General features: G+C 59.2%; 22 protein-coding genes. 12 read left to right on the top strand and 10 right to left on the bottom strand.

Annotated features, from left to right (window positions below; all coding sequences use genetic code 11):
* The gene (locus tag C0039_RS09435; protein ID WP_076000040.1) at nucleotides 1-543 is read right to left on the bottom strand and encodes a lipid-binding SYLF domain-containing protein; all 543 of its coding nucleotides are present in this window, start codon (nucleotides 541-543) and stop codon (nucleotides 1-3) included.
* Entirely contained in the window at nucleotides 540-1,973 is a 1,434-nt protein-coding gene (locus tag C0039_RS09430) for a MipA/OmpV family protein (RefSeq protein ID WP_165787083.1), read from the bottom strand. Before C0039_RS09430 ends, C0039_RS09435 begins: the two co-directional genes overlap by 4 nt.
* Before the next feature lie 236 nt (nucleotides 1,974-2,209).
* Here C0039_RS09430 and C0039_RS09425 point away from each other — a divergent pair, with 236 nt between their 5' ends.
* Complete coding sequence (locus tag C0039_RS09425; protein WP_101517922.1) at nucleotides 2,210-2,794, top strand: nuclear transport factor 2 family protein; 585 nt, start codon at nucleotides 2,210-2,212, stop codon at nucleotides 2,792-2,794.
* Nucleotides 2,795-2,822: 28 nt separating this feature from the next.
* Here the strand turns inward: C0039_RS09425 and C0039_RS09420 are convergent, their stop codons facing one another.
* Nucleotides 2,823-4,388 (bottom strand): SulP family inorganic anion transporter, encoded by a 1,566-nt coding sequence (locus C0039_RS09420; protein WP_076000038.1) that lies wholly within the window; start codon nucleotides 4,386-4,388, stop codon nucleotides 2,823-2,825.
* Nucleotides 4,389-4,664: 276 nt separating this feature from the next.
* On the opposite strand from C0039_RS09420, the gene C0039_RS09415 reads away from it, so the two are divergent.
* Nucleotides 4,665-5,228 (top strand): NnrU family protein, encoded by a 564-nt coding sequence (locus tag C0039_RS09415; RefSeq protein WP_076000037.1) that lies wholly within the window; start codon nucleotides 4,665-4,667, stop codon nucleotides 5,226-5,228.
* Here C0039_RS09415 and C0039_RS09410 read toward each other — a convergent pair whose 3' ends face one another.
* From C0039_RS09410 to C0039_RS09390, 5 genes are all read right to left on the bottom strand, one after another.
* Entirely contained in the window at nucleotides 5,229-6,659 is a 1,431-nt protein-coding gene (locus C0039_RS09410) for a M48 family metalloprotease (RefSeq protein WP_165787082.1), read from the bottom strand.
* Between the two features lie 88 nt (nucleotides 6,660-6,747).
* Nucleotides 6,748-7,749 (bottom strand): phospholipase A, encoded by a 1,002-nt coding sequence (locus C0039_RS09405; protein WP_101517920.1) that lies wholly within the window; start codon nucleotides 7,747-7,749, stop codon nucleotides 6,748-6,750.
* A 94-nt stretch (nucleotides 7,750-7,843) separates the two neighbouring features.
* Complete coding sequence (locus C0039_RS09400; RefSeq protein WP_101517919.1) at nucleotides 7,844-10,438, bottom strand: AsmA family protein; 2,595 nt, start codon at nucleotides 10,436-10,438, stop codon at nucleotides 7,844-7,846.
* On the bottom strand, nucleotides 10,435-12,066 hold the full coding sequence (locus C0039_RS09395; RefSeq protein ID WP_076000032.1) for a glycerol-3-phosphate dehydrogenase/oxidase: 1,632 nt from the start codon (nucleotides 12,064-12,066) through the stop codon (nucleotides 10,435-10,437). The genes C0039_RS09400 and C0039_RS09395 overlap by 4 nt, the downstream gene beginning before the upstream one ends.
* Before the next feature lie 26 nt (nucleotides 12,067-12,092).
* Nucleotides 12,093-12,980 (bottom strand): LysR family transcriptional regulator, encoded by an 888-nt coding sequence (locus C0039_RS09390; RefSeq protein ID WP_101517918.1) that lies wholly within the window; start codon nucleotides 12,978-12,980, stop codon nucleotides 12,093-12,095.
* A gap of 95 nt (nucleotides 12,981-13,075) precedes the next feature.
* On the opposite strand from C0039_RS09390, the gene C0039_RS09385 reads away from it, so the two are divergent.
* The 4 genes from C0039_RS09385 (at nucleotide 13,076) to C0039_RS09370 (ending at nucleotide 17,283) form a co-directional block, all read left to right on the top strand.
* Nucleotides 13,076-14,212 carry a citrate/2-methylcitrate synthase gene (locus tag C0039_RS09385; protein ID WP_101517917.1) on the top strand — a complete coding sequence of 379 codons (1,137 nt, stop codon included), beginning with the start codon at nucleotides 13,076-13,078 and terminating at the stop codon, nucleotides 14,210-14,212.
* Between the two features lie 101 nt (nucleotides 14,213-14,313).
* Nucleotides 14,314-15,258, top strand: a complete 945-nt coding sequence (locus C0039_RS09380) for an HlyD family secretion protein (protein WP_101517916.1) — start codon at nucleotides 14,314-14,316, stop codon at nucleotides 15,256-15,258.
* Entirely contained in the window at nucleotides 15,251-16,180 is a 930-nt protein-coding gene (locus C0039_RS09375) for an ABC transporter ATP-binding protein (RefSeq protein WP_101517915.1), read from the top strand. The genes C0039_RS09380 and C0039_RS09375 overlap by 8 nt, the downstream gene beginning before the upstream one ends.
* A complete protein-coding gene (locus C0039_RS09370; protein WP_101517914.1) occupies nucleotides 16,177-17,283 on the top strand; it encodes an ABC transporter permease in 1,107 nt (368 codons plus the stop codon). Before C0039_RS09375 ends, C0039_RS09370 begins: the two co-directional genes overlap by 4 nt.
* Nucleotides 17,284-17,313: 30 nt before the next feature.
* Here the strand turns inward: C0039_RS09370 and C0039_RS09365 are convergent, their stop codons facing one another.
* Entirely contained in the window at nucleotides 17,314-18,993 is a 1,680-nt protein-coding gene (locus tag C0039_RS09365; RefSeq protein WP_101517937.1) for an aminotransferase class V-fold PLP-dependent enzyme, read from the bottom strand.
* A gap of 163 nt (nucleotides 18,994-19,156) precedes the next feature.
* On the opposite strand from C0039_RS09365, the gene C0039_RS09360 reads away from it, so the two are divergent.
* Both C0039_RS09360 and C0039_RS09355 read left to right on the top strand, forming a co-directional pair.
* Nucleotides 19,157-19,603 carry an Lrp/AsnC family transcriptional regulator gene (locus tag C0039_RS09360; protein ID WP_076000026.1) on the top strand — a complete coding sequence of 149 codons (447 nt, stop codon included), beginning with the start codon at nucleotides 19,157-19,159 and terminating at the stop codon, nucleotides 19,601-19,603.
* A 215-nt stretch (nucleotides 19,604-19,818) separates the two neighbouring features.
* The gene (locus C0039_RS09355; protein ID WP_101517913.1) at nucleotides 19,819-20,373 is read left to right on the top strand and encodes an outer membrane beta-barrel protein; all 555 of its coding nucleotides are present in this window, start codon (nucleotides 19,819-19,821) and stop codon (nucleotides 20,371-20,373) included.
* Nucleotides 20,374-20,512: 139 nt separating this feature from the next.
* Here the strand turns inward: C0039_RS09355 and C0039_RS09350 are convergent, their stop codons facing one another.
* Complete coding sequence (locus tag C0039_RS09350; RefSeq protein ID WP_101517912.1) at nucleotides 20,513-21,088, bottom strand: lipid-binding SYLF domain-containing protein; 576 nt, start codon at nucleotides 21,086-21,088, stop codon at nucleotides 20,513-20,515.
* Nucleotides 21,089-21,261: 173 nt separating this feature from the next.
* On the opposite strand from C0039_RS09350, the gene C0039_RS09345 reads away from it, so the two are divergent.
* The 4 genes from C0039_RS09345 to C0039_RS09330 are packed head-to-tail and all read left to right on the top strand — an operon-like array spanning nucleotide 21,262 to nucleotide 26,363.
* Nucleotides 21,262-22,905, top strand: a complete 1,644-nt coding sequence (locus tag C0039_RS09345) for a peptide ABC transporter substrate-binding protein (protein ID WP_076000023.1) — start codon at nucleotides 21,262-21,264, stop codon at nucleotides 22,903-22,905.
* 40 nt (nucleotides 22,906-22,945) lie between these two features.
* Entirely contained in the window at nucleotides 22,946-23,878 is a 933-nt protein-coding gene (locus C0039_RS09340) for an ABC transporter permease (RefSeq protein ID WP_076000022.1), read from the top strand.
* A gap of 8 nt (nucleotides 23,879-23,886) precedes the next feature.
* On the top strand, nucleotides 23,887-24,774 hold the full coding sequence (locus C0039_RS09335; protein ID WP_076000021.1) for an ABC transporter permease: 888 nt from the start codon (nucleotides 23,887-23,889) through the stop codon (nucleotides 24,772-24,774).
* Entirely contained in the window at nucleotides 24,774-26,363 is a 1,590-nt protein-coding gene (locus tag C0039_RS09330) for an ABC transporter ATP-binding protein (RefSeq protein WP_076000020.1), read from the top strand. The genes C0039_RS09335 and C0039_RS09330 overlap by 1 nt, the downstream gene beginning before the upstream one ends.
* Nucleotides 26,364-26,371: the final 8 nt, after the last annotated feature.

The following is a 26,371-nucleotide window of genomic DNA, read 5'->3' as shown; positions in this document are numbered from 1 at the left end:
CTATTCTGACTCCTGGAGCGGAAAGTAGTCATAGCGCTGGGTGCCCACACTGGCTTCCACCATCAGCCCACCGCGCACCTCCACAAACATGGCGACGTCCGGGTTGTACCCGGGCGTGATTGCCTTGCCCACGTTGGCCACGCTGGCATTGGCCTGGCCGGTGAACTCAAAGCGGCCCCGCTTGAACTGGTCCAGAGCGGCCTCGCTGCGAAAGAATAAAATCTTGCGATCGCCCTGTATGCCCAGGTTCGCGCCCACGAATGCTTCCACCATCAACGCGCGACCGGTTACTTCGCCGCCTTCCAGCAGCCAACCGGTACCGAAAGCACCGCCAAAACCGGTGCCCGCACGCCAGTTGGCGGGGAACACGGCATAGGCCACCGCCTGATCAAAAAACCGCGTCAGTTCCTCGCGGGCGCGAAACGATGCCAGCGCGGATTCTAACGCCTGCGCACGCGCCTCGTCATAGACCACCGGCTGCATGACACAGGCACTGGTAAGAGACAGCATCAGGATAATAAGACTGGTTTTCCAGCGATTCATCGCTTGCACTCCAGGTGCCCGGTGACCACGTCCGATCCGCCAGAAACATTACCGAGAATATCGACCCTGCCAAAGATGCCGGAACGATGCACCAGGGTGACGCCACTGTAACAGTGCTTCCACCAACCGCGATCACCGAACAGATTACGCAGGGGAAAATCCACCGTTGCCTCCAGGTAGTTGAGGAAATGAGAAGTGTCACGGTCGCGTTTTTCCTGCTTGCGCCGCTCCACCATCGGCACACTGTCGGCGTATGAAAATCCATAACCGAAACCGTAACGGAACAACTCGCGATTACTCCACGGTGAGTAGCCTGTACCCATCAGCATGATGTAGGGGTTGATCTCCCAGAAGTCGTCCTGCAGGTCATTTTCCAGCCTGCGATTAACCGAGACCCTGCCCCATATATCCAGCCGCTTGCCATCAAGCGCCAACTTGCTCAGGGTAAGTCCCGCCAGGTAAGTGTGGACATCGTCACTGCGCTCGATACTACCGCGATGTACCTTATGAAAGGTCTCCTCAGCGGTATAGCCGTAATTGACGCGCCAACTCCATTCCCCTGACCGCTGCGCATCGCGGCGTCCCGACTGGCCTTCATCCAGAACATTACCGAACGCGTAGGCCAGGCCGACCATGGTCGCCGGCAACCAATCCTCATCTACCAATGGCGATCCGGCGACCACGTCGTCCAGACGGTCTACAGAGATATTGGCAAACAGGCGCAGACGCTTGGACATACGGTAGCTGGTGTTGACGCCGGCGCGCCAGGTTGTGGACGAGCCCGGTCGATAGGCCGGCAGGTCCTCCCGGGCTTCACTCCCCGCAACACCGTAGTAATAATCGGTGAGCGACTCGTCCCAGTGCACATAGCTGGCAAAAGGCGAGATAGTCCACTTTTCGCCCACCCAGGTGAAACGGTAGGTCAGGTCTATCTCCTGACCGTTATGGCGATCCAGGGTATCGGTCAACCAGGTCAGTGAGACCTTGCCCCAGTCCCCCATCACACTGCCCCGAAGGCCGCCGTCCAGGCTCTGCTCACGCTCATCCACCCCGGTAAAAAAGTCATCGCGCTCGGGCTCCAGGCGGTCGAAACGATAGGCAATCAGCGCATCAAGACTGAAGCCCCCGGAATCATACAGGTGCACGCCTGCGGTACTGCCATGGGAAAAGAGGTACTTACCCTCGTAGAAATAGAACGGCAGCACGTCCGAGTCCTGCTCAGTTTCCTTGGAAGAAATATCGTCTATGCCACGATAGGGGCTGTTGCCAAAACGCCAGCCAAGTCCCAGCCCCAGCGTGCCTTTGGGTATATCCCCTGTGGCGATCTCAGTGACCGGATTGGTGGCGGAGACCGACAGTGAACAGGCTGCAAGGCACGACAACAGAAAACCGCGGGAAATGCTCTTTATGGGTTGCTCGTTAATTCGCAAAACAGACCCTATTGACGACAAAGCTACTGATTTTCAACTCCGATGCACTGCACTTAAAGCATATTATCTTAGTCGCTCATGAGGCCATAACAAAATGAATAAGCACCCACTGTTGACCCCGATCAAGGCATTAGCTGCGCTACCCCGACCTTACACATCAAACAATCTGACCTGATACGTCAGCAGCTTTCGAGCGTGGGTTGGCTATACTAAGCTCCTACCCTTTGGAGAAGGCTATGAGCGAGCAACGACAAAAATTGAACAAGCAGACCATGGGCATCACCGATGGGCTTCCCCTGGAGGCCAGCGCGGGCGGTATCGATGAGCTGCGCAAGAACATCCAGATGCTGATGGACATTGAGGCGATCAAGCAGCTCAAACACGCTTACTTTCGTTGCATAGACACCGCTAATCTGGAAGAACTGGCCACCCTGTTCCACAGCGATGTGGAAGTGGATTTCAAGGGCGGCAACTACCACCTGAAGTACAATGGCAAAGCGGAATATGTGGCGGGCATGGCCCAGTCTTTTACCAAGCAGACCATCGGCCAGCATCACGGCCACCATCCTGAAATCCAGATACTGTCAGAAAGTGAAGCCACCGGCATCTGGTACCTGGAGGACAAATTCTGGGTAATCAATCACAAGTACTACACCACCGGCACGGTGCTGTATTGGGATCGCTACGTGAAGGAAGATGGCAGGTGGTTGATCCGGGATACCCGCTACGAGCGCCTGTATGAGTTCAACGAGGCGCTGGAAGAAGAACCCAGCCCCAGTTCACATTACCTTGGCGTGCACGGCGCTGAACCGCAAGCCTGATTGAACAAGGGGGCACGCCCCCGCTTTATCAACCCAGGACATCTTCGGCAACAAAGTACTTGGGATCTTCAATCACGTTCACTTCCACCAGGTTGCCGGCCTTGCGCAGCAGTTGCTTGCACTCGGCAGACAGGTGCACCAGGTGCAGCGTCTTGCCGGCGTTCAGGTAGCGCTCCGCCAGCGTATCGATCGCCTCCAGCCCGGAGTGATCACATACCCGTGACTCGGCAAAGTCTATCACCACGTCATCATTGGCACCGGCCGGGTCAAACTGCTCCAGGAAGGACGTGACCGAGCCAAAGAATAGCGGGCCGCTGACCGCGTAGACGGTGGAGCCTTTGTGGTCTTCCATCGCCTTGACGTGGACCTGCTTGGCGTGTTCCCAGGCAAACACCAGTGCCGAGACAATAACGCCCACAATCACGGCCATGGCCAGGTCGGTCGCCACCGTCACCGCAGATACCAGCACCAGCACCATTGCGTCTGACTTGGGCACCTTACGCAGCACGCGGAAGCTGGACCACTCGAACGTACCGATGACCACGATAAACATCACGCCGATCAGCGCTGCCAGCGGTATCTGCTCAATCAGCGGCGAGGCCACCAGGATAAAGGCGAGCAGGAACAGTGCGGCAGAGATACCGGACAAGCGACCACGGCCTCCCGAGTTCACGTTGATCATGCTCTGCCCGATCATGGCACAGCCGCCCATGCCGCCAAAAAAACCGGTCGCCACATTCGCAACGCCCTGGCCCACACACTCTTTGTTGCCACGCCCGCGGGTCTCGGTGATCTCATCCACCAGGCGCAGGGTAAGCAGCGACTCGATCAGGCCGATGGCGGCCAGGACGATCGCGTACGGAAAGATGATAACCAGCGTTTCCCAGTTCAGCGGTACGGCGGGTATATGAAACTGCGGCAGCCCGCCCTTGATAGAAGCCACGTCGCCTACCACCTTGGTATCCAGGCTCATGCCGACCACCAACAGGCTGACCACTACGATGGCCGCCAGTGAAGAGGGAATCGCCGTGGTCAGGCGTGGCAGGAAGTGAATAATCGCCATGGTGAGCATCACCAGGCCGCAAAGCATGTACAACTGCTGGCCCTCTAGCCATGCGACGTCGACAATTGACCCTTCCATGAAAGTGCCGTGCAACCAACCCGGTTCGCCCGGGGTACCAAACTGCCCCAACTGGGCTAGAAAAATCACAATCGCCAGGCCGTTAACAAAGCCCAGCATCACCGGGTGGGGCACCATGCGGATAAACTTGCCCAGGCGCATGGCACCGGCGGCGACCTGCAGCACGCCCATCAGCACCACGGTTGCAAACAGGTATTCCACCCCGTGATCGGCCACCAGCGCCACCATCACCACGGCCAACGCGCCGGTAGCACCGGAAATCATGCCCGGTCGACCACCGATACAGGCGGTAATAAGGCCCACCATGAACGCCGCGTAGAGGCCCACCAGAGGCTCAACACCCGCTACAAAGGCGAAGGCCACAGCTTCGGGCACCAGGGCCAGGGCTACGGTGAGGCCCGATAACACATCATTTTTAACGGACGCGGCTTTACTCGGATGAATCTCGAACATCGGGTTCTACACCTAAAACTATACGTCGCGAATCTTGCGGCTCGCGGCAACGAAGAAAACCAATCAGCGGAGGAGTTGTTATGCGCAGACGGAGGAGGCGGCGCATTTTAGGCTATACAGCGCGCCGCCACCAGCCTGGTCAGCGTGAAAAATAACAACCTGGCCCGCTGCAGTAAGCGCGGCACATTGCTACGGATTGTTTGCACCGCCTCTGCCTGGTGGCAAGCAGGTTTAGCGACTAGACTGTTCTCAAACGCGCAGCGAGGGACAACAAAGATGGCATTACTCATTACAGGCATACTGTTGTGGTCACTGGTGCACCTGATCCCCGCCATCGCACAACCCCTCAAGCAATCACTGCTGGGCAAACTGGGTGAAAACGGCTACAAGGGCCTGTTTTCGCTGCTGCTGATCGGCGCCATCCTGATGATCGTCTTCGGCTGGCGCAGCATCGACCAGCCTACCTACCTGTACACGCTGCCGCTGTGGACGCGCCACCTGGGTATGCTGCTGGTGCTGGTGGCCTTCATCCTGTTTGTCGCCTCGGGAATGCCCACGCGCATCAAACAGGTCCTGCGCCACCCACAGCTGACCGGTGTAGCGATCTGGGCGGGGGCTCACCTGCTAATGAATGGCGACGGCCGCTCACTGGTGCTGTTCGGCGGCATGGGTATCTGGGCGCTACTGGAAATCGTGCTGATCAATCGCCGGGAGGGAGCATGGGTCAAAGCGGATATACCCGGCATAGGCCAGGAGGTGAAAATTCTGGTTATCAGCCTGGTTGTCTTTCTCGCGGTGATGTTTGCCCACCCCTGGCTGGCCGGTGTGGCAGTGCGCTGATCAGAATTGGCCCAGGGCCCTGCCCACCGCCTGGAAAAATGCCATACGTTCATTGATGCGCTCGACGGTGACGTTGTCGGGCGCCAGTTTCAGCGCAAGATTTAACTGTTCCAGCGCCGCTTTCATGGCACCGTTCAAAAAGAAATACTCCGCACGTGACTGGTGCAGACCGAACCTGTCACCGGCCAGGCCCTGAATTTCCGCCAGCCAGTACCACAGCGTGGCATTGGTCGGCTTGCGCTTGGCGTGAGCCTTGAGTAGCGCGTCTGCCTCGGTGTAGCGACCGGCCTTGTAATAGGTCTTGCCCAGCTGGATGGTCACCGGATGATTCCCGGGCATGATCTCCAGTCCACGGCGCAACTTGGTGATAGCCTCTTCGAAACGCTCCTGCTGCAGGTCTATCTCTGTTTCAGCCAGCGCGTAGGACAGGTTGGCGGGTTTGAAGTCGCGCATGGGCTTGAGCAGCTCGCGCGCTTCGGCAAATTCACCGTTTTCGGTCAGCGCGAGAATCAGGCCATACTGCGCGGCCACGGCCTCTGGTCCGCGTGTTTCCTTGCGCCGCTTGCGAAAATGCGCCACCGCCTCGACAGGATCTTCAATAAAGCTCAGCTCAACCCGGGCCCGCATTAACTGGAAGTCCGGGTTGTCCTCATACATTCTGTGCGGGTACTGGCCCGCCCGGTTGCGTGCGTCGGCAATGCGCTTCTCTGTCAGCGGGTGGGTCATCAGGAATTCGGGAGGGCGCGAGCCGTATTTACGGGACTCGGCCTGCATCACCTCGAACATGCCCGCAGCGCCGCTGGGGTCCATGCCTGCGGCCACCAGGTTCTGCATGCCCACACGATCTGCCTCCTGTTCATGCAGGCGACTGTAGCGCAGGGCTGCGTCCTGCGACGCCGCCTGTGAGCCGGCAATGGCGGCTATCCCGGCATCACCACCACCGGCTGCCACGGCCACCAGCCCGGTGAGCAGGCCGGCCAGCGCCATCTTCTGTGATTTCTGCGCATTCTCCTGACTGCGGGAGAAGTGACGCTGGCTCAGGTGAGCCAATTCGTGCCCCAGCACCGATGCCAGCTGGGCTTCATTCTGCGCCGCGAGTATGAGCCCATTGTGCACGCCCACCACCCCGCCGGGGACGGCAAAGGCATTGATCGACTTTGCATCCACCAGCACCACCTCGAGCCGGCGTTCGCGCAGCTGGCTGCTTGCGGCGAGACGGAAAACCAGGCCCTCGGTATATTCCTGTAGTTGGGGGTCACTGAGAATAGGGGCCTGGCGACGAAACTGCATCAGCCAGGCGCGGCCCAGCAGATACTCCTGTGACAGAGGAACGGCGTTGCCTTCGCCGAAGTCGGGTATGCCCTGTTGCTGGGCAAGGGTATTTGCCGACAGGAAGAGGCCGATTGTCGCTAAAAGTACTCGCAGGATCATACTGGAACTCCGGCATCTTCGCAGCGCTGCGGATGGAAACGTGCGTCGTGATTCAGGAGGTGGAAAGTTCGCAGGCACAAACCGCATCCTACAACAGATCGGTCAGGGTAAACCCAATACCGATTCGATTGGTGCTTTCGTCATAGTCGATCAGGCTCTCACCATAGCCGTTAAAGTACTGCACATAGCCGCGAAAGCGCCTGGTGTTGGGCAGAGGGAAGGTCCAGTCCAGTTGGATGGCGCCCTTGTTCTCGCTGTTGAGGTTGTTGCGCAGGGTAAAACCCAGCTGGTGCTGATTGAGCTTCCACACTCCGCTGAGATCACCATAGCCCATGTACTTGTACATGCGAGGATTGTCGTTGTCTTCATCGTCTTCCGGCAACCGATACCAGGTGCGCCCGGTGAGCAGGAAATTATCACGCTCCAGAGTGGCCATAGCCATCACCCGATTCCAGCTGCGCGAGAGCAGTTCGCCGCGCCCATTGGACTGGTGGTTCAGGCTCAGGCCCAGCATCGTGTTGGTGAAGCCAAATACTTCCCAGTCATTGTCGAAGGTCAGTATGGCTTCGGGCTGATAGTTGGTCTCCCGGAAGGGTGCGGACTCGTCTGTGTTATACACCTGCCACCAGCTCTCCTGCGTGTAGGCACCCCACAGGTTAGTACCCTCTCCGAGAATGTCTTTCCAGATAATGGCTTTGAAACTGATCTGGAATTTTGCTTCCACGTCATCCATCTCAGCATCGGGGAAGATGTCGGTCCAGGCTTCCTCGTTGATGGTGCTGTTATAGGTCACCGGGAGCAGATAATTGCGCTTGTGCGGCGTTACAATCCAGGGGTTGTCCGCGAGCTTTTCCTCCGTATCCATACGCGCGGCGAACAGCTCCTCTTCCGCAGGGGCCACCACCGTTAGTACTTCTTCCTCGAGTTCAGAAGTTGCCGGCACCGACGGCTGGGATGCCAACCTGTCATAACAAGCCAGCCGCTGCAGGTCTTCGATGATCACAGCGCACTCGGCGAGCGTGGTTGCACTGCCTGCCTGGGCTACAAACACCAGGCCAGCGGAAAACAGGGCAATTGAGTAGGGCTTCATGGCGGGTCTCTCCAAGTGTACGTGGCGCAATGGTAACGGCAGATCGGCCGGCCTGATACGGACATCGCACCCCGGCGGTAAGATTACCGCGATATCAGGGCCGTCCAAGCATTTTCTTCAGCACGCCTTGGGCCTCGTCAGCATTTTCAAACAGTTCATCACAGGGGTTTAGCGAGGTGCCCACCCAGCGGTCCCACAAACCTTCAGCGAGAATAGACAGCCCTCCGGTTGCGACGGCGGCACCGCCTGAGATCACCACGCCTTTGGCGTTGACTACCAACCTCGGGTGACTCAGGTTGCCGCCCAGCCTGAGGTAGGGCGTCACCGCCTTGGACGCACTGATCCCGACCCCGGTACGCGATCGGGTGTTGAACGCCAGATTGAGTCGCTCATCATTCAGATCGACGGTTCCGCCCAATATCATATCCAACTTATCCGTGCGCAGTACCGCGCCGGGATTGACGTCTACCAGACCGTCGGTAACGACCAGTATCGCCGCGTGGCAGTCGACATTGGTGTAGGTGTCGTCCCTTACTTGCGGGTTGAGCTGCGAAAAAATCTCACCGAAAACGTCACCGAAGAAGAACATCATGCCGCGGTTGTCCAGGCGACCTCCCCCACCGCGCACTGCCACGGTGCCATCGAGGCTGGCGGCAAGTTGACGCAGGGTAGCGCCCTGCCCAACGAGCGCCGCCTTGTAGGTCGCTTCCTGTGCATTGTCGGGCGCAGCATTCAAAATCCAGATCAGCGGCAGGCGATGGGTGTCCAGATGGAGACTGATGCGCAGCCCCGGTGCCGCGTTGTGCAACGCCAATTGCGCGCTACCGGATGAAAAATCACCGCTCCATTGCATCTTTTGACTGACCAGTGCGCCGTCGGCAATGGTAAAGCGGAACTCAGCACGACTGGTCATATCTTCCCGCAACAGCACTTCGCCAACACTGAGGGACATATTCCCTTCAAGGTTGTCCAGCCAGTCTCCAGGCAAGGGGGTCTGTGGAATGACTCTGTCGCGCAGCTGTTTCGATGTCAGCGGGGCATTGTCGCCCAGAGCGTCAGGACGCCCGGCATTGTCTGTTCTGGCGCTGCGTGACTGGCGCTGGAACGCTTCCACCATGGGGCGAAGATCCAGCGTTCCGGCATGCAACTTCGCCTGCAAACGCGCTGGCGTACCGGCAACATAATGCCATTCACCAGACACATCGCTGCGTCCCAGCTGACCCTCCATATCGCTCACGCTGACGCTGCCGTCTTCATGCATGCTGACATCAGCCTTGAGCATAAAAGGATCATCCGCAACCTCCGTGGTTGCACCCAGAACCCCGAGCATATGCTGTGCCCGTCGCCCACTCAGTTGCAGCCTGCCATTCATAACGGGCCGTTGCGCATTGCCACGCAAGGTGAAACGGCCCAGTAGCCGATTGAGCCCGACCTCCAGATCAAGCGTATGCACGGTCAACACCGGTGACGCCCAGTCGGCCTGAAAATCGAAATCGAAGGGTGCGTCGTCATCCGGCTCCCTCTGTATCCACGGCGAGAGGGCTGTCGCCAGGGACTCGCCACTGCCGCGCAAGGCAACGGTCGCGCTGCGGCCCTTACCGGCAGCAGGCAGATGCACAGAGCCCTTGAGCCGGGCGCCGCCGCTGCGACCGCGCAGTGTTTGCAACTGCAGGACGCCGTCGACAAAGCGCAGCTCCCCCCGCAAGCTCAGCGGCACCGCTTCAGGCTGACTTGTTACTACGGGCAATAGTCGCTTGACGTCCGGGGTACTCAGGTCCAGTCGCAGCGCCAGACCCTCAAAATTCGCAGGGTTGCCCAGTGTTCCATTGACCAACAACTGGCTATCCCCGCTGCCCAGGGTTCCGTTCTGCACATCCAGCTGCGTACCGGAGCCGGTCAGTTTCAGGTCCAGGTACAGCGGCAGCACTACCGCGTCGGCATCCGCTGTAGCAGGGAGCGCATAATCACCCTGTATACCCAACCGCGCATCCAGCCCGGTAAAGGCAAAGGGGTCTGCCAGCGTGCCGCGAAGGGAAAGCATCCAGTGTTCAAATTGCCCCTCACCCTGCACTGCCAGGCCGCCGTCACGCTGCGAGACATGGCCGTCAAATGACACGGGGTGCCCCCGGGACTGTCCGTCCAGGAGCACACGCAACCCTTCGCCTCCCTGCAACTGACCGGACATGCGAACCTTCAGCTCACGCTCAGGATCGCGATAGACCAGGTGACTATTGGTAATGGTTGCCTGTTCCAGCACCAATGGCAGCTGCAGACTGTCGCTCGTGGGGCCTGCGTCAGCCGGCTGCGCAGATAGCTGCCATGAGGGCGCATGACCCCCGGGGGCCAGTAGCGCGGCCTGCAAACCGGAAACGTCCAGGTCATTGATGACAATGGGCCCGGATTGAAAGATTGAAAGCAGGTCAAGATAGATCCGGGCTGTTTGCACGCTGAGTAGTTGCGGCTCGCCAGCCCATTGCGGATTGGCAACGCTGACGCCCTCTATCGTAAAGCTCGCCTGCCTGCCCAGGCGCACCTCATGAATACGCTCTATACGCACTTCACGCCCCAGCGCGGATGAGAGGTAGTCCTGCAGGAAGCTGGTGTCGCGGGTGAGCTGAAACAGGGTGACGCCCGCCAGCCCAATGAGCAGCAGAAGGACCAGGGCGCTGACCCACAGCAGCGACTTCACCCCGCAGAACGCCCCGCGTTGCGACCACCCTGAAGATATTCCTGCAGGCGCATGGGGGCGTCCTCCCCGAAAAGAATGTCGCAGGCCTCCACCAGGCCGGGGGCGTTTTCAATATCGCGCCAGCGGATCACCTGCTCGATCTTCGAGCGGCGCCGCATGAAGTCTTCCAGCTTCACAATCATCTCCCGGCGCGCCGCCAGTTCGATTTCGCAGCGGGTGTACTCCGCCTTTTCCAGCAGCAAGCGGGCACAGGACTCATCTTCACGGATACGCTCCAGCAGACCGAACGCGGCGGTGCCATAGCGCCGCCAGAATCGCTCCGACAGCGGCTCCGAAGAGCTGGCATCCGTCAGCTTGTCGAGATTCATCAACTTCGCCTGTAGCATGAACTCTTTCCGCTGGCTGGCGGAAGGCTCGCCGTACCAGTGATTATCCGGGTCGGGAACGATCACCCCCATCGCCGCCACCTTCTCCACCACTTCATCGCCCACGTTGAGGCAATCGGTGAGCTTGCCGCCAAAAATAGTGAGATGGCGGTGATGCTCACTCTGCTCAATCACATGCTTGCGCGACAGCTGAACCCAGTCGGCATCGCCACCTTCATCTTCCGTCGCCAGGGGCCTGACGCCCACACGCTCTGCCACCACATCATCGATAGTCAGGGGCTGCTCCAGGTCAAGCAGCGCATTGACGTTGTCGAGAACAAAGTGACGATCTTCATCGGTTACGCCCACTGCCGGATCTGTCACCTGCGTGTCAGTGGTGCCTATACAGGTTTTCGGCCCCATGGGGATCAGGAAGAAGAGGCGTCCGTCGCTGGCGAAAAACGTCAGCACACGCTTATTGTCGGTCACCCTGTCCACGATCAGGTGTATCCCCTTGGAAAAGAGGTGGTGGTATTGCGTGGCCTCACCAGTCAAGCGGTTGTGAGCGTCAGCGTAGGGTCCGCAGGCGTTGATCAGCACGCGGGAGCGGATCTGCAATGCGGAACCGCTAACCACATCACGTGCCTCGCTGCACCAGAGCTCACCCACCCGGCGCGTGCCCAGCGACTCGACATAGTTGGCGGCAATGCAACCGTAGTTCAGCGCGGTACGCACAAAATTGAAAACAAAACGCGCATCATTGTCGTACAGGTAACAGTCGGAGTACTCCAACCCACCGGCAGCATTTTCGGTATTGACGACCGGCTCCAGTCGCTCCAGCTGCCCGGCGGTGAAGTAGCGTGGCGGCCGGGTTTTGCAGCGCCCCATCAACCAATAGAGCACGGCTCCCAGGTAGACAAAAAAGGACGGAAAGCGAAAGCCGCGCTGGATGGTGGTGAAAAAACGTATCTCCTTGACCGTGGACGGATACGCGCGCATCAACTCGTTGCGCGACTTGCACAATTTGTTGACGAGCAGGTACTCATGACTTTCCAGATATTTGATCCCGCCCCAGGCCAGGTTGGAGGAGCTGGAACTGACCCCGCTGGCAAAATCCTCGCGATCAATCAGCGCCACCTTGACGCCACGCCCTGCGAGCGCAGCAGCCGCTACCGCGCCGTTAATACCACCACCCACGATGAGCACGTCGTAGACCTGCTCGCTCAGTTTTTCCAGATTTGTTTTACGCAGACTGATGGCCATGAATCCCCCTGTGTGAGCGCCACACTCTACAAGTTCCAGTGCGCCTCGCAAAGCGTAACGAAGCGCCCGGCGCTGACGGTCAGCTGCTTACCGGCGCGATAGTAAATGCCCACCTGTTTATCTATGGTGCCAAAAGAGACGTCATCGATAACATGAAATGACGCGCAGTCCGGGTGCTCCTGCAACAAGCGACGGTCAATAAACGCCACACCCATGCCCTCGCGCACAAGGTGGATGCGCAGCAACAGACTGCTCACCTCCCACACCGTGCTGAACTGGTCACGCAGGCGCTGGATAGAGGGTCGCAGGTCAGGGCTATCAAGAGCAGAGGTAATCAGCGGCGTATGCTTGAGAGCGTCCGCGTCACCGCGCTTCATCTCCTCGAACCGTGGGTGGCCGGGACTCACCACCAGGTGCCGTGAGTCGGAATACAGGGGTACCGTGGTAAAGGCCTGCATATCTTTCTGGAAAGGCCCAAACCCCAACTCGGCGCTGCCGGCAAGGACGGCGTAGATGATATTGCGCGCGGGCATTTCCACCAGCTGCATTCTTGCCTGGGGGTTCTGTCGATAGTAGTCGCTGATCAGTCCGGGGGCATGAAAACGATTGATCGAGGCGCTCAACGCCAGGCTCAGGGTTTCCAGCTGCCCCTGGCGCAGCTGGGCGATATCTTCCAACGTTTGCTGCTCGCCAGTGAGCACCTCAAAGGCATGGTCGAAAAGCCGCCTGCCTGCGTCGGTCAGGCGCAGTTCCTTACCGCGACGAATGAGGCCGGTACCCAGCTTGCTCTCCAGGCCCGCTACCGCCTGGCTAACTGCCGACTGGCTTATGGACAAGGATTCTGCGGCCCGGCGAAAGCCACCTTCTTCAATCACCGCACGAAAGGCTCGTAACTCACTGTTTTCAAAACGCATATAAGCTATCCTAATACTGCGATAAGTAAGATTAACCCAGCTAATCAATTTCGCCGCTATACTGTGAAAAATTACCGAAAACGAGAATCTGCACAATGTCCGAAACACAAACTGTCTTTTCCAATGACCTGGCTGGCATCGTCGTCGGGGAAACCGCCATTTCCGACGTACAGGGCGATATAGGCCTGCTCAGTTATCGCGGCATCGACATCAATGAACTGGTAGACGTGTCATTTCTTCATGTGGCCTGGTTGGTGGTATTCGGTGAATGGCCAACGGACGAGGAACGGCGCAGGCTGAAAAGCTTCATGTGCAGCAACGCCCAGCTCACCCATCCGGAGCAGGACCTGCTCGGGCAGGTACCGCGCGAACTGCACCCCATGCTGATGCTGCAGGGTATGATCCCCCTGCTGCAAATGCCGGAAGAGGAAACACTGGGCCGCGGAACGGACGCCGAGCACGGTCTGTTTATTACCGCTAAAATCTCTGCCCTGATCGCCGCGCATTACCGCCTCGGGCAGAACAAAGTCATTCTCCACCCCACTGCCGGAAAATTGCGTCACGACAACTTTCTCACCATGTTCCACGGCAAGGCACCCACCCACGAGCAGGTGCGTATGCTGGACGCCGCGCAGATTCTGCAGATGGAACACAGCTTCAACGCCGGCACCTTTGCCGGTCGCGTATGCGCCAGTACCCTGGCCCCGATCCAGTCCTCCATTGCCGCATCTATCGGCACCCTGTTCGGCAAGCTTCATGGCGGCGCCGACCAGGCCGCACTGGAAATGGCGATGGAGATTGGCAGCCCTGACAAGGCAGAGGCCTACGTAAAAGATTGCCTGGCCAACAAGGTCAAAATTATGGGTATGGGTCACCGCGAATACCGCACCGTGGACCCCCGCGCCAAGATACTCAAGCCCATGGCCATCGCGTCCTGCCAGGATGAAGAGAGTAAAAACCTGCTGGCAACACTGGTCGCGGTAGAAGAAGCCTGCCAGCGCGAGTTTGGTGCCCGCGGCCAGGAAATCTGGGCCAATGTGGAATTCTACAAAGGCGCCGTTTTCCACAGCCTGGGTATTCCACCGCACTACTTCACGGCCATGTTCGCCATGGCCCGGGTCTACGGTTATATCGGCCACTTCCTCGAGTTCCGCGAGCAGAGCTGCCTGATTCGCCCGCGCGCCGCCTATGTGGGCTCACCGCCACAGGCCCGCGACCAGTCTGCCGCCTGACCTGTCGCAGCTGCGCGGCTGTGCCGCGCTTCCCCTGAATTGCATCCCGGGCCAACTGCCCGTATAACTTCTGCAACACGCTGCTGTTGTGGAACACTCACATGCCCCTGTTCAGATCATTGCTGTTGATTTCACTTCTCACCGCCTGTGGCGACCCGTCGGCTGGCCAGGCGCTGGGTACGCTGGAGCGCGACCGCATCGTGCTCAAGGCCACCGCCAGCGAAATCATCCTCGACCAGCCAATACCTGAAGGCACGCTGGTCGCGGCGGGTACATTACTGGTGCAACTGGACAACACCCGCCAGAAAGCCATGGTCGCAAGGGCTGCAGCAGAGGCGGCCAGGGCAGCAGCCGTGCTGGAGGAACTGCGCAACGGCGCCAGGCCGGAAGACATAGCCGCCGCCAGCGCCCGGGTGTCCGGCGCAAGAGCCGCGCTGGTCGAGGCTCGCGCCAGTTATGACCGCGCCGTGTCGCTGGTAAGGCGTAAACTCGCTGCCCAGGCCCAGCTCGACCGGGCATTGGCGGGGCGCGACGAGGCGGAGGCCAACCTGGAGTCCGCAGAGGAGGAACTGCTGCGCCTGACCAACGGAACGCGTCAGGAACAGTTGGACGCGGGCGCTGCGGCGCTGCAGTCTGCGCAGGCACAGCTGGCGCTGGAACAACATCTGCTCTCCGAGCTCAGCGTGGTCGCCACCCGCGACGCCTACCTGGACAGCCTGCCCTGGAACGAGGGCGAACGTGTCAACACGGGCGCCACTCTGGCGATCATGCTCGCCGGAGACCAGCCCTATGCGAGGGTCTACGTACCGGAACCCTGGCGAGCGCGCCTGCATATCGGCGACAACTACCCAATTCACGTGGACGGTGTGCCCCAGACATTGCAGGGCACGCTGCGCTGGATCGCCACGGAGCCGGCATTCACTCCCTACTATGCGCTCAATGCTAGCGACCGGGCACGCCTTGTCTACCTGGCGGAGTTCGACCTGGAGGACGCTGACTCGCTGCCCAGCGGCGTACCCGCCCAGGTACTGCTGGAACATGACTGAAACAGCAATCACTACCCGCGGCCTGAGCAAGCACTTCGGCGACCTGGTGGCTGTCGATGCGGTCAACCTGGACATTCCACGCGGACAGATCTACGGCTTTCTAGGCCCCAACGGATCCGGGAAAACCACAACCATACGCATGCTCTGTGGCCTGCTTACACCAACGGCGGGCGATGTTGAGGTACTTGGCCTGGAGATTCCAGCAGCTGCCGAGGCCCTGCGGCGCCGCATCGGCTACATGACCCAGAAGTTCTCTCTCTACGACGACCTGACGGTGGTGGAGAATATGCAGTTCATGGCGCGCATTCACGGTCTGCCCCGGCAACAGGCAAACCAGCGCATCGCCGAGCTGCTGGATCGTTACACCCTGCAAACCATGCGCGGACGTCGCGCCGCGGCGATGAGCGGGGGCCAGCGCCAACGCCTGGCGCTGGCGGTTGCCACGCTGCATTCCCCTGATCTGTTATTCCTGGACGAGCCGACTTCTGCGGTCGACCCGGAGAACCGCAGAGACTTCTGGGAGAAACTGTTTGACCTGGTGGATGAAGGCAAAACCGTACTGGTCTCCACCCATTACATGGATGAGGCCGAACGCTGTCACCAGCTGGCCGTCCTGGAAACAGGCAGCCTGCGCAGGCAGGGCCCGCCCGCGCAACTGATGGCCGCGCTGGATCAACGCGTTATCGAAATTCGCGGTGCAGATCTACGCCGGGTAAAAGCGAGTGCCCTGCAGCTGCCAGAGGTGCAGTCCGCAGCGCAGCAGGGTATGCAACTGCGGATACTGCTGACGGCAGACGCAGCCAACGGCGCGATCGAGCGGCTACGGCAGCAGCTGCATTATCCGTCTCTTGAATTCAACGTTACGCGCCCCAGCCTGGAGGACGTTTTTGTTGACTGCACCCAGGGGGACGCGCTGCGATGAACAGCGGCCAGCGCATCGTTGCCGTTGCCGGCAAGGAACTTCGACAGCTGTCCCGGGACAGCGTGACCTTTGGCATGGTGGTCATGATTCCGTTGATTCAGTTGCTGCTTTTCGGCTATGCCATCAACACCATGGTCCGCGACATCCCGGTGGCAATCGTTGATCTCAGCGGCAGCGTCGCCGCCCGCGTCATTGCGGAGCAGGTGCGCGTCACCCAGGTCGTGGAAATCGTGGCCACCTACAACACGCCAGCTGAGGCGGAAGCGGCGATCATTGCCGGCGACATTCGCGCGACACTGGTGCTGCCCCACGACCTGCCCCAGCGCCTGGCTGGAGGCGAAACGGCAGGGCAATGGCTGGTTGACGGATCAGACACGATGGTGGGCTCGGCACTGCTGGCACTGCGCAGCATGCCACTGAAGCTGGAGGCAGGCACGCCGCCCGGCGCCTACAGCGCCCGTCACCCCACCTTCGAGGTTGCCCTGTTTTTCAATCCGGAACGCCGATCTGAGGTAAACGTGGTACCCGGACTCACCGCCATCATCCTCACCATGACGATGATCCTGTTCACCTCCGCGGCGCTGGTCAGGGAACGCGAACAGGGCAATATGGAATTATTGATTACCACTCCCATCCACCCGCTGGAGCTGATGATTGGAAAGCTGATCCCCTACGTGTTCGTGGGTATCGTGCAGATCACCATCATCCTGGGCCTGGGTCGCCTGATATTTGACGTCCCGCTGCACGGCCGATTCATAGACCTGGCCATTATTACCCTGGCATTTATCGGCGCCAGCCTGACCCTGGGACTGCTGATTTCCACCCTCGCGCGCACCCAGATGCAGGCCATGCAAATGACGGTATTCATACTCCTGCCCTCCATTCTGCTCAGCGGCTTCATGTTTCCCTACGACGCTATGCCAACACTTGCGCAATACATCTCCGAGCTGCTGCCGGCAACGCACTTCATTCGCCTGATACGCGGGGTATACCTGCGCGGTGCGCAGGCCTCACAGCTACTACCGGACATACTCTGGCTGCTGGGCTTTACGGCATTGATGCTGGTGATTGCCACCAAGCGCTTCCGCAAGACACTGGACTGACTGCGCTTAGGCGCGCCGGCCAGGGTGGCGCTAGGAACCCGTGTTTTCGAGCCGGTCAAGCTCGGCGGCGGCTTCCTGGGGTAACAGAAACCAACGCAGGCGCTCACACTGTTCGCTCAATTCGAGCGCATGGCGCTCCCCCTCGCGATGCGTACGGGTCAACTCCATTTCAGCCTGTTCACAATACCCCTCGAGCTCCAGGCGGCGGGGCGCAGCCGCATCGTCAGCTGCCGCCAGCGCGTCAAACTGCCAGTCATCGAGACGGGTCAGCAGCTGTGTGGGCCGGCCCTGGTAACGCCAGGCACCACACGCGAAGTCAAATTGATAATACGGCAGCAGTCGCCAGCCGTGCTCCGCGACCAGCTCTACAGCGCGCAGCAAGTACTCGAATTCCTGTTCGTCGAGAAAGTAATTGAAGTTGAGTCGCACCCAGCCGGGGCGCATCATGGTGACACCGCGACCTATTTCCTGTTCGATGGCGCGACTGAATGCCATATCCATGCCCAGCAGGCTGTGGCCATATGGACCGGCACAGGAACAGCCGCCACGCACCTGCAAACCGAACAGGTCATTGAGCAGGGCCACCACAAACCCATAGTGCAGGTCTTTATCACCGTGGCGAATTCGCAGGGAGGTAATCGACAGTCGCGGCGCCTCCGGGTTGCCCAGAATTTCCACATGGGGACACCGGGAAAAACGCGCTGTAGCCCGTTGCACAAAATCATGTTCGCGGGCCTCTATCTCGGCAATACCCACTTCCTGCTGGAGTTTGAACACCAGACCGGCACGAATCGACTCAACAATGGCTGGCGTTCCGCCTTCCTCGCGACGCTCACGGTCCTCAGTGTAGAGGTGATCAAGGGGTGTGACGTATGCCACGGTGCCACCGCCGACAACAGCCGGCACAGAGTTGTTCAGCAGGTTCCTGTTCACCACCAGTATGCCCGGCGTACCGGGACCGCCGACAAACTTGTGCGGCGAAATAAACACCGCATCCAGGGGATACTCGCCCTGCATGTCGATACCCACATAGGGCGCGGCCGCGGCGTAATCCCAGAACGCCAGTACCCCGTTCGCCTTGAGCAATGCGGTGACGGCGGCAACATCAGTCTTGATTCCGGTTACGTTGGACCCTGCCGAAAAGCTGCCAATACGCAGCCCACGGCCAGCGGTGGCGCGCAACTGCGCCGCCAGCACCTCCAGGTCTAACTGCCCTTCCCGGGTTAGCGGAATGGAAATGACCTCAGCGATGGATTCTCGCCAGGGCAGTTCATTGGAGTGATGCTCATAGGGCCCTATAAAGACCACCGGGCGCTCACTGTCAGGAATGTGCTGCTCCAGCTGACAACGGTCGGCAAGATCCCGCGGCAGGCGCAGGTTGAGGATATCGATGATTTTGTTGATGGCGGCCGTGGCGCCGGGCCCGCAAAAAATCACCTGGTCTTCCACGCTTCCATTGACCGCCAGACGAATCTGCTGCCGTGCCTGCTCGCGCAGCGCCGTGGTCTGGGCACCGGTAAATGACGCTTCCGAGTGCGTGTTGGCGTACCAGGGAAGCACGTGGTTACGGATGTAGTCTTCGATGAAACCCAGGGCGCGCCCGGAGGCGGTGTAGTCGGCGTAGACCAGCGGTTTTTCACCAAAAGGCGTCGCCAGCGGCTGGCGGGCACCAATGACGTCGTTGCGAATGCGCTCAATGAGTGCGGACATGACCTGATCCTCTTTCAACAGGACGTCATGATAGGCCAGGGCAGCGAGCACATTGTGCCTGATTATGGCGACATATGACCATAATTCGAATCATCCATCCTAATAATCTATTATTTATGAAACATTATTCCTTTAGCTAACACAGAAACGGATTCGTAGAAATATGAACAACACCGATCGCGCGCTCTTACGACATATGCAGCGCGATGCCAGCCTGAGTATCGCAGAGTTGGCCGAGCTGACCGCTATGTCCAAGTCCGCCTGCTGGCGGCGCGTCCAGAAACTCGAAGAACAGGGCGTTATTCGTCAACGCGTCACCCTGCTTGACGCGTCCGCCCTCGGCCTTCCCCTCACCGTCTTCATTGCGGTGAAGACCAATGCACACAACCAGGCCTGGGCCACGCGGTTCAAGGCCGTGACGGAAAACATAGCCGGCGTGCTCGAGGTCTACCGCATGGGCGGCGACGTGGACTACCTGATCAAGGCCGTGGTTGCAGACATGGCCGGTTACGACGCCCTCTACCAGGAACTGATCCAGGCCGACTTGTTTGATGTCAGTGCCAGCTTTGTGATGGAGGAATTGAAGCAGACCACGGAACTGCCCGTGTAGCCTGCTCTGGCGCTGGCGCCGTTAATCAAAGTCATGCGGGCGCGAGGGGCCACGTCTGGTCACAGGCTCCAGCCGCGCTCCCTGTTGCCCCCGGGAAGATGGCGGACCCTGGCAAGGTAATTAATGCCATTCTTCCCACATCAACTCCTCACGACTCTGGCGCTAGAATAGTGCCCTGAAAATATTGATACATCCGCAATGAAAGGAATCACATCATGTCAAAACAATTATCCCTGGCCCTGCTGCTGAGCAGCGTTTTTGCGCTTGGCACCAACCTCGCTCAAGCAGACAGCACAGGCTTCTTTATCGCCGGTGGTGGCAACTATGCCGAACTGGACGCATCCTTCGATGACATTGACTTCGATGATGACATCGAAGCCTTCTTCGATGACAAGGCAGCAGGTTACAACCTGGGCGGCGGGTACCGTTTTAACAAATGGCTGGCTGTAGACGCAGCATACTGGGATATCGGTGAGTTCAAGTCAGACAGCCTCGATACCGGCCGAAAACTAAAGTACGACACCACTATGTGGACCGCTGGCGGCATTGTATCCGTCCCGCTGTGGATTCTGGACGTCTACGGTCGCGCGGGAGTTGCAATGTGGGATGTGGATTCACGCAACTTCAATGAAGATGGCACTGACCTTTACTACGGCGCAGGCGTTGCACTGAATGTTTTCGGCAGCCTGGACCTCTACGCTGAGTATGTACGCTTTGATGCCGACGAGGCTATCGACTCAGTCGGCCTGGGCTTCCGCTTTACTTTCTGAATGTCTCGACGCCCCGACCTCCCGGGGCGTCACCCCCTTCTCCAGCAATCTCCGAAACCGTTCAGGTTATTACCCCGCAGCGCCTGCCAGGCTGGGCTAACGCCACCAGAGCTGGCAAGCCTTAACGACAAGCGCTGGATCAGTTCAGGCCTTCGTCTTGAAGAAAGCGGCTGCCCTGCAGCACCTGCTGCAGTCTGGTGCCAGTGGCAGTCAGTGGGTAGATGGCGGTACCTGGCGCAGCATTACTCTCTGTTAACGAGCCGTCGCCCTGGTCCACAGGCTGCGGGTTAGCCTCAGCCTCGCCAGGAAACGCCCAGCCATCCTCTTCCACCCGGGCAATAGCATCGGGGGACTGAAAAACAACAATAACAGCAAAGTCTTCCAGACCGGTTTCCTGGCTGCCATTTGTGGAAAGCATCTTGTAGAACACGTCGCGGCCGGAGCGATTGATGCGCAAAATACCTCCTCCGCGCCGGTTGGACACCAGGCCCAGATCAAGGCCGACGCTGGAGAACACTGCGTAGCCCAGGCCGTTTTCCAGTACCTGTTGCGCCGCCGGCTGCTGACGGAAAAGCCGCTGCAGCGCTTTCAGACGGGCGTCCTGCAGTTCTATGTGCTCTCGCTCAACGTCTCTTTCTCCCTCTGGGGAAGACATCGCGGCCGGCGGCAGGCAGAGCAGCAAAACGCAAAGTAAGGTACGTCCCAAAATCGTCATAGCCGGGTCCAGTCAAACAAAGGTTGTGCCACAGTATAGCGATGCTACCTGAGCCAGGCCACGAATCGAACTCGCTGAGAATCGGCGTTGTGGTCAGGCGGCGTATGTTCGTCTCACCTAAAGCACTGTTTTACCTCTATACTTGGCAAACGCAACACGACACCGGCTAAAGAATGATAAAATTTCTCTCGCGGCTGCTGGCCGTCCTGCTTACTACTACAGCCCTCTCTGCCTGCACCGGCGGCGAATCGAATGTCGAAATCGGCAATCGCACGGGGGTGCTTCACTTCGGCAACGGCTCAGAGCCCCAGGGGCTTGATCCCCACGTGGTCACCGGCGTACCTGAAAACAAACTGGTGCGTGCCATGTTCGAGGGCCTGACGGTGAAGAACCCATGGACGCTGGAACCGGAACCGGGCGTCGCCGAGTCGTGGGACATTTCAGCGGACGGTAAAATCTATACCTTTCACATCAACCCGGAAGCCCGATGGTCCAATGGCGACCCGGTTACCGCAGGTGACTACGTCTGGTCCTGGAACCGGGCTCTGCATCCTTCCATGGGTAACCAGTATGCCTACATGCTCTACCCGGTAGTCAACGCAGAGGCCTTTTCCCGGCGTGAAACGGAGGACTTTTCCGATGTCGGGGTGAAGGCGCTGGATGACCAGACCCTGCAGGTCACGCTCAATGCCGCAACGCCCTACTTCCTGCAGTTGATGGACCACTACTCAACCTTCGCCGTCCACCCTGAAACCATCCTCAAGCACGGTGCCATGACCGATCGCTACACCAAGTGGACCCGTGTGGGAAATATGGTCAACAACGGTCCTTTCAATATCAAAGAGTGGAAGCTGAATCGTCGTATCGTGGTCGAGAAGAGCGACACCTACTGGGACAAGGACAAGGTACGCCTCAACGGTGTGGTGTTTTACCCTACGGAAAATATCGTTTCCGAGGAACGCATGTTCAGGGTTGGGCAGTTGCACACCACCGGCACAGTGCCCCTGGACAAGGTTCCCGCGTACCAGGCCATGGAAAACACGCCCTATGTGCAGGCCCCTTACCTGGGCACTTACTTTTACCTGATCAATACCAAACGCCCGCCGCTTGATGACGTGCGCGTACGCCAGGCACTGTCAATGGCAATTGACCGCGTCAAGCTCAACGACACGGTACTGCAGAAATCCAACTTTCCCGCCTACAGCATCACCCCACCCGGCACCATGGGCTACAACCCACCAAAACTGTTCGACTATGACCCGGCGCTGGCGCGGCAACTACTCGCCGATGCCGGCTACCCCGATGGCGAGGGCTGGCCAGACGTTGAGCTGATCTACAATACCAACGAGAGCCACCGCAAGCTCGCGGTGGCGCTGCAGCAGATGTGGAAGGACGTACTCAACGTAAAGATCACCATATCCAACCAGGAGTGGAAGGTTTACCTGGATTCTGTGGACACCATGGATTTTGACATTGCCCGCCGTGGCTGGATCGGTGACTACGTGGACCCCAACAACTTCCTGGACCTGTACATTACCGACGGCGGCAACAATAGCACCGGCTTTGGCGACCCGCGCTACGACGAGATGATTCTCAAGCTGGCGCCGCAGGCCAAGACCCAGGAGGAGCGCTACCGCATCTTCTATGAGGCGGAGACCATGCTCATGGAGCAGATGCCCATACTGCCGATCTTCACCTATACCAGTAAGAAGCTGATGCACCCCAGTGTGCGGGACATGCCGTCTAACCTGATGGACTCCCTCAACCTCAAGTATGTGTGGCTGGACCCCGATTGGGAAAAGGACAACACCCAGTGAGCCAAAACAATAACAACGACAACCAGGAGACACCCCAATAATGTGGCGCTTTGTCGGCATCCGCCTGTTGCAGGCGATTCCCGTGATCCTCGCTGTGATCACGGTCACCTTTTTCCTGGTGCGCGTAGCACCGGGTGGCCCTTTCTCCGCAGAGAAAGCCGTACTGCCCGAGGTAAAGGCGGCTCTGGAGGCGCAGTACCGCCTGGACCTGCCGCTGTTCCAGCAGTACACCGCCTACCTGGGTGATCTGGCCCAGGGAGAGTTCGGCCCGTCATTCAAGTATCCCGGGCGCAGTGTTAACGAACTCATCGGCGCCGGCCTGCCGGTCACCGCGGAACTGGGATTCTATGCCTTGCTGGTGGCGGTCATTATCGGCGGCTTTGCCGGGGTGATCGCGGCGCTGAAACCCAATACCGCCCAAGACTATATACCGATGACCGCGGCAATGATCGGTATCTGTATGCCCTCCTTCCTGCTGGGGCCGCTGCTGGTGCTGGTATTCGGCATTTACCTGGACTGGCTGCCGGTATCGGGTTGGGGGGATATTCCCGGCGACAAGATACTACCAGCCATCACCCTGGGCTCCGGCTATGCCGCCTATATTGCGCGCCTGTCCCGTGCCGGCATGCTGGAAGTGATGTCCCAGGACTACATCCGCACCGCCCGGGCCAAAGGCCTGCCGGAATGGGAGGTGGTGGTAAAGCACGGCCTGCGCGGCGGACTGATTCCCGTTGTGGCGTTTCTCGGCCCGGCCTTTGCCGGCCTGCTCGCCGGTTCCTTCGTGGTGGAAACCATTTTCCAGATACCGGGCCTGGGGCGCTTCTACGTGCAGGCCGCTTTCAACCGCGACTACACCATGATTTTGGGCACCACCGTCTTCCTGTCGACCCTGATCGTACTGTTTAACCTGCTGTCGGACATCCTCGCCGCCTGGATGAACCCCCGATTGCGCGCACAGTTCGGCGAGAACTAGGGGCCACCATGACTACTGACATTATCGAAGACATCACCGAAGCGGAGCAGGGTTCCTCACTGTGGCATGACGCCTGGCTGCGCCTGCGCAAGAACCGACTGGCCCTGGCCGGCGGCATGCTGTTGGTGGCGTTCACCATTATCGCTCTGCTGACACCGTGGATCGCGCCCTACGCCTACGATGCCCAGAACCTGGACCTGGGCGCCAGCCCGCCCTCGGCCCAGCATTGGCTGGGCACCGACATTTTCGGCCGCGACCTGCTCACACAAATCATGTTCGGTGGCAGGGTCTCCCTGGCGGTGGGCTTCGTCGCCACCTCCGTCGCGTTGCTTATCGGCGTGACCTGGGGGGCTATTGCCGGCTACGTGGGAGGCAAAGTCGACGCGGTGATGATGCGCCTGGTGGACATAATGTACGCCCTGCCCTTCATGATCTTTATCGTCCTGCTGATGGTAGTCTTCGGGCGCAATATCCTGCTGCTGTTCCTCGCCATCGGCGCGGTGGAATGGCTGACCATGGCGCGTATCATGCGCAGCCAGGTTCAGCAGCTGCGCCAGCAGGAGTTTGTCGAGGCCGCTATCTCCCTGGGCCTGCCACCCAGCACGATTATCCGCAGGCACCTGATCCCCAACGCACTGGGCCCCATCATCGTCTATACCACGCTGACCATTCCGTCGGTGATGCTGCTGGAGGCCTTCCTCAGCTTCCTTGGCCTGGGTATACAGCCGCCGCAGACTTCCTGGGGACTGCTGATTTCTTACGGTGCGGAGACCATGGAGGAATTCCCCTGGTTACTGATCTTCCCGGGCCTGGCCCTGACCGTGACCCTGTTTTCACTGAACTTCCTCGGTGACGGACTGCGCGATGCACTGGATGTAAGAAGGAGTAAAGACTGATGAGCCTGCTCGAAGTCAAAGACCTGGCGGTCAGTTTTGTCACCCGCATGGGCACCAACAAAGCCGTGGACGGTATTTCCTTTGCCGTGGACACAGGCAAGATTACCGCCATTATTGGCGAATCCGGTTCGGGTAAATCAGTCGCCTGCTACTCCATGCTGGGACTGGTGCCCATGCCCCCGGGACGTATCGACGGCGGCACTGCCCTGTTTGAAGGACAGGACCTGCTGCAAATGAGCGAGAGCCAACTGCGGGAAATTCGCGGCCGCGACATCGCCATGATTTTCCAGGACCCCATGACCTGCCTCAACCCGTTCATGACCATCGGCAAGCAACTGGTGGAACCACTTTTCTATCACAAGAAAGTAAGCAAAGAGCAGGCTAAAAAGCGCGCGCTGGAACTGCTGGAAGAAGTCGGCATCCGCGATCCGGAGACCACCTTCGACAACTATCCGCACCAGTTCTCCGGGGGCATGCGCCAGCGGGTGATGATCGCCATGGCGCTGATCAACGAACCCAAGCTGTTGATTGCCGATGAACCAACGACCGCCCTGGACGTGACCATACAAGCGCAGATACTCAAGCTGATCGCCGAGCTGCAGACCAAGCGCGACATCGGCGTGATCTTTATATCCCACGACCTGGCGGTGGTAGCGGATATAGCTGACCAGATCGTGGTGATGCAGCAGGGCAAGATCGTCGAAGGGGGCGATTCCGACCATATTTTCCATCACGCAGAGCACCCCTATACCCGCAAATTGCTGGCCGCCATTCCCGCTGACAGTAAAACGCCCATGGAAGGCGAACCGGAAACCCTGATCGAGGTACGCAATCTGTGCACCTGGTTTGACCAGGGCAAAAACAAGGAGCCGGTAAAGGCGGTCAACGATGTCAGCTTCGACATCAAACGCGGAGAGGTACTTGGCCTGGTGGGAGAGTCGGGCTCCGGCAAATCCACCATCGGCCGCTCCATACTGCGCCTGGTGCCCGTTACCTCAGGCAGCGTGAACTTCGACGGTACCGACGTCACCACCCTGCAGGGCGGTGACCTGAAGAACTTCCGTCGCCGTATGCAGATGATATTCCAGGACCCCTTCGCTTCGCTGAATCCGCGCATGACTGTTTTCGACACCCTGGCCGAGCCGCTGCTGCTGCACGGCATAGAGACCCGCAAGTCAGTTGCCAGCGGCGTACTCAAGCTGATGGACGACGTCGGCCTGGCCCGCAACTTCGTGCGCAAATACCCCCACGAGTTTTCCGGTGGTCAGCGTCAGCGCATTGCCATCGGCAGGGCCCTGGCAACGCGCCCTGAGTTTATCGTGGCAGACGAGCCAGTGTCGGCACTGGACGTGACCATACAGGCACAAATTCTCGACTTGATGCAGCACCTGGGGAAAGAATACGGCTTAACCATGCTGTTCGTGTCGCACGATCTGGCAGTGGTGCGCCACCTGGCCGACCGTATCCTGGTGCTGTACAAGGGTAAAATTGTAGAGCAGGGTAGCGGAGACGACCTGTTCGAACGGCCGCAGCAGGACTACACGCGCCAGCTGCTAAGCTCCATCCCGGGCCGCGCACTGCTTGAGTAGCAGCGTTC

This window comes from Pseudohalioglobus lutimaris, from assembly GCF_002866825.1.
In the GTDB taxonomy this organism is placed as follows: Bacteria; Pseudomonadota; Gammaproteobacteria; order Pseudomonadales; family Halieaceae; genus Halioglobus; species Halioglobus lutimaris.
This window is presented reverse-complemented; position numbering and strand designations above follow the sequence as displayed.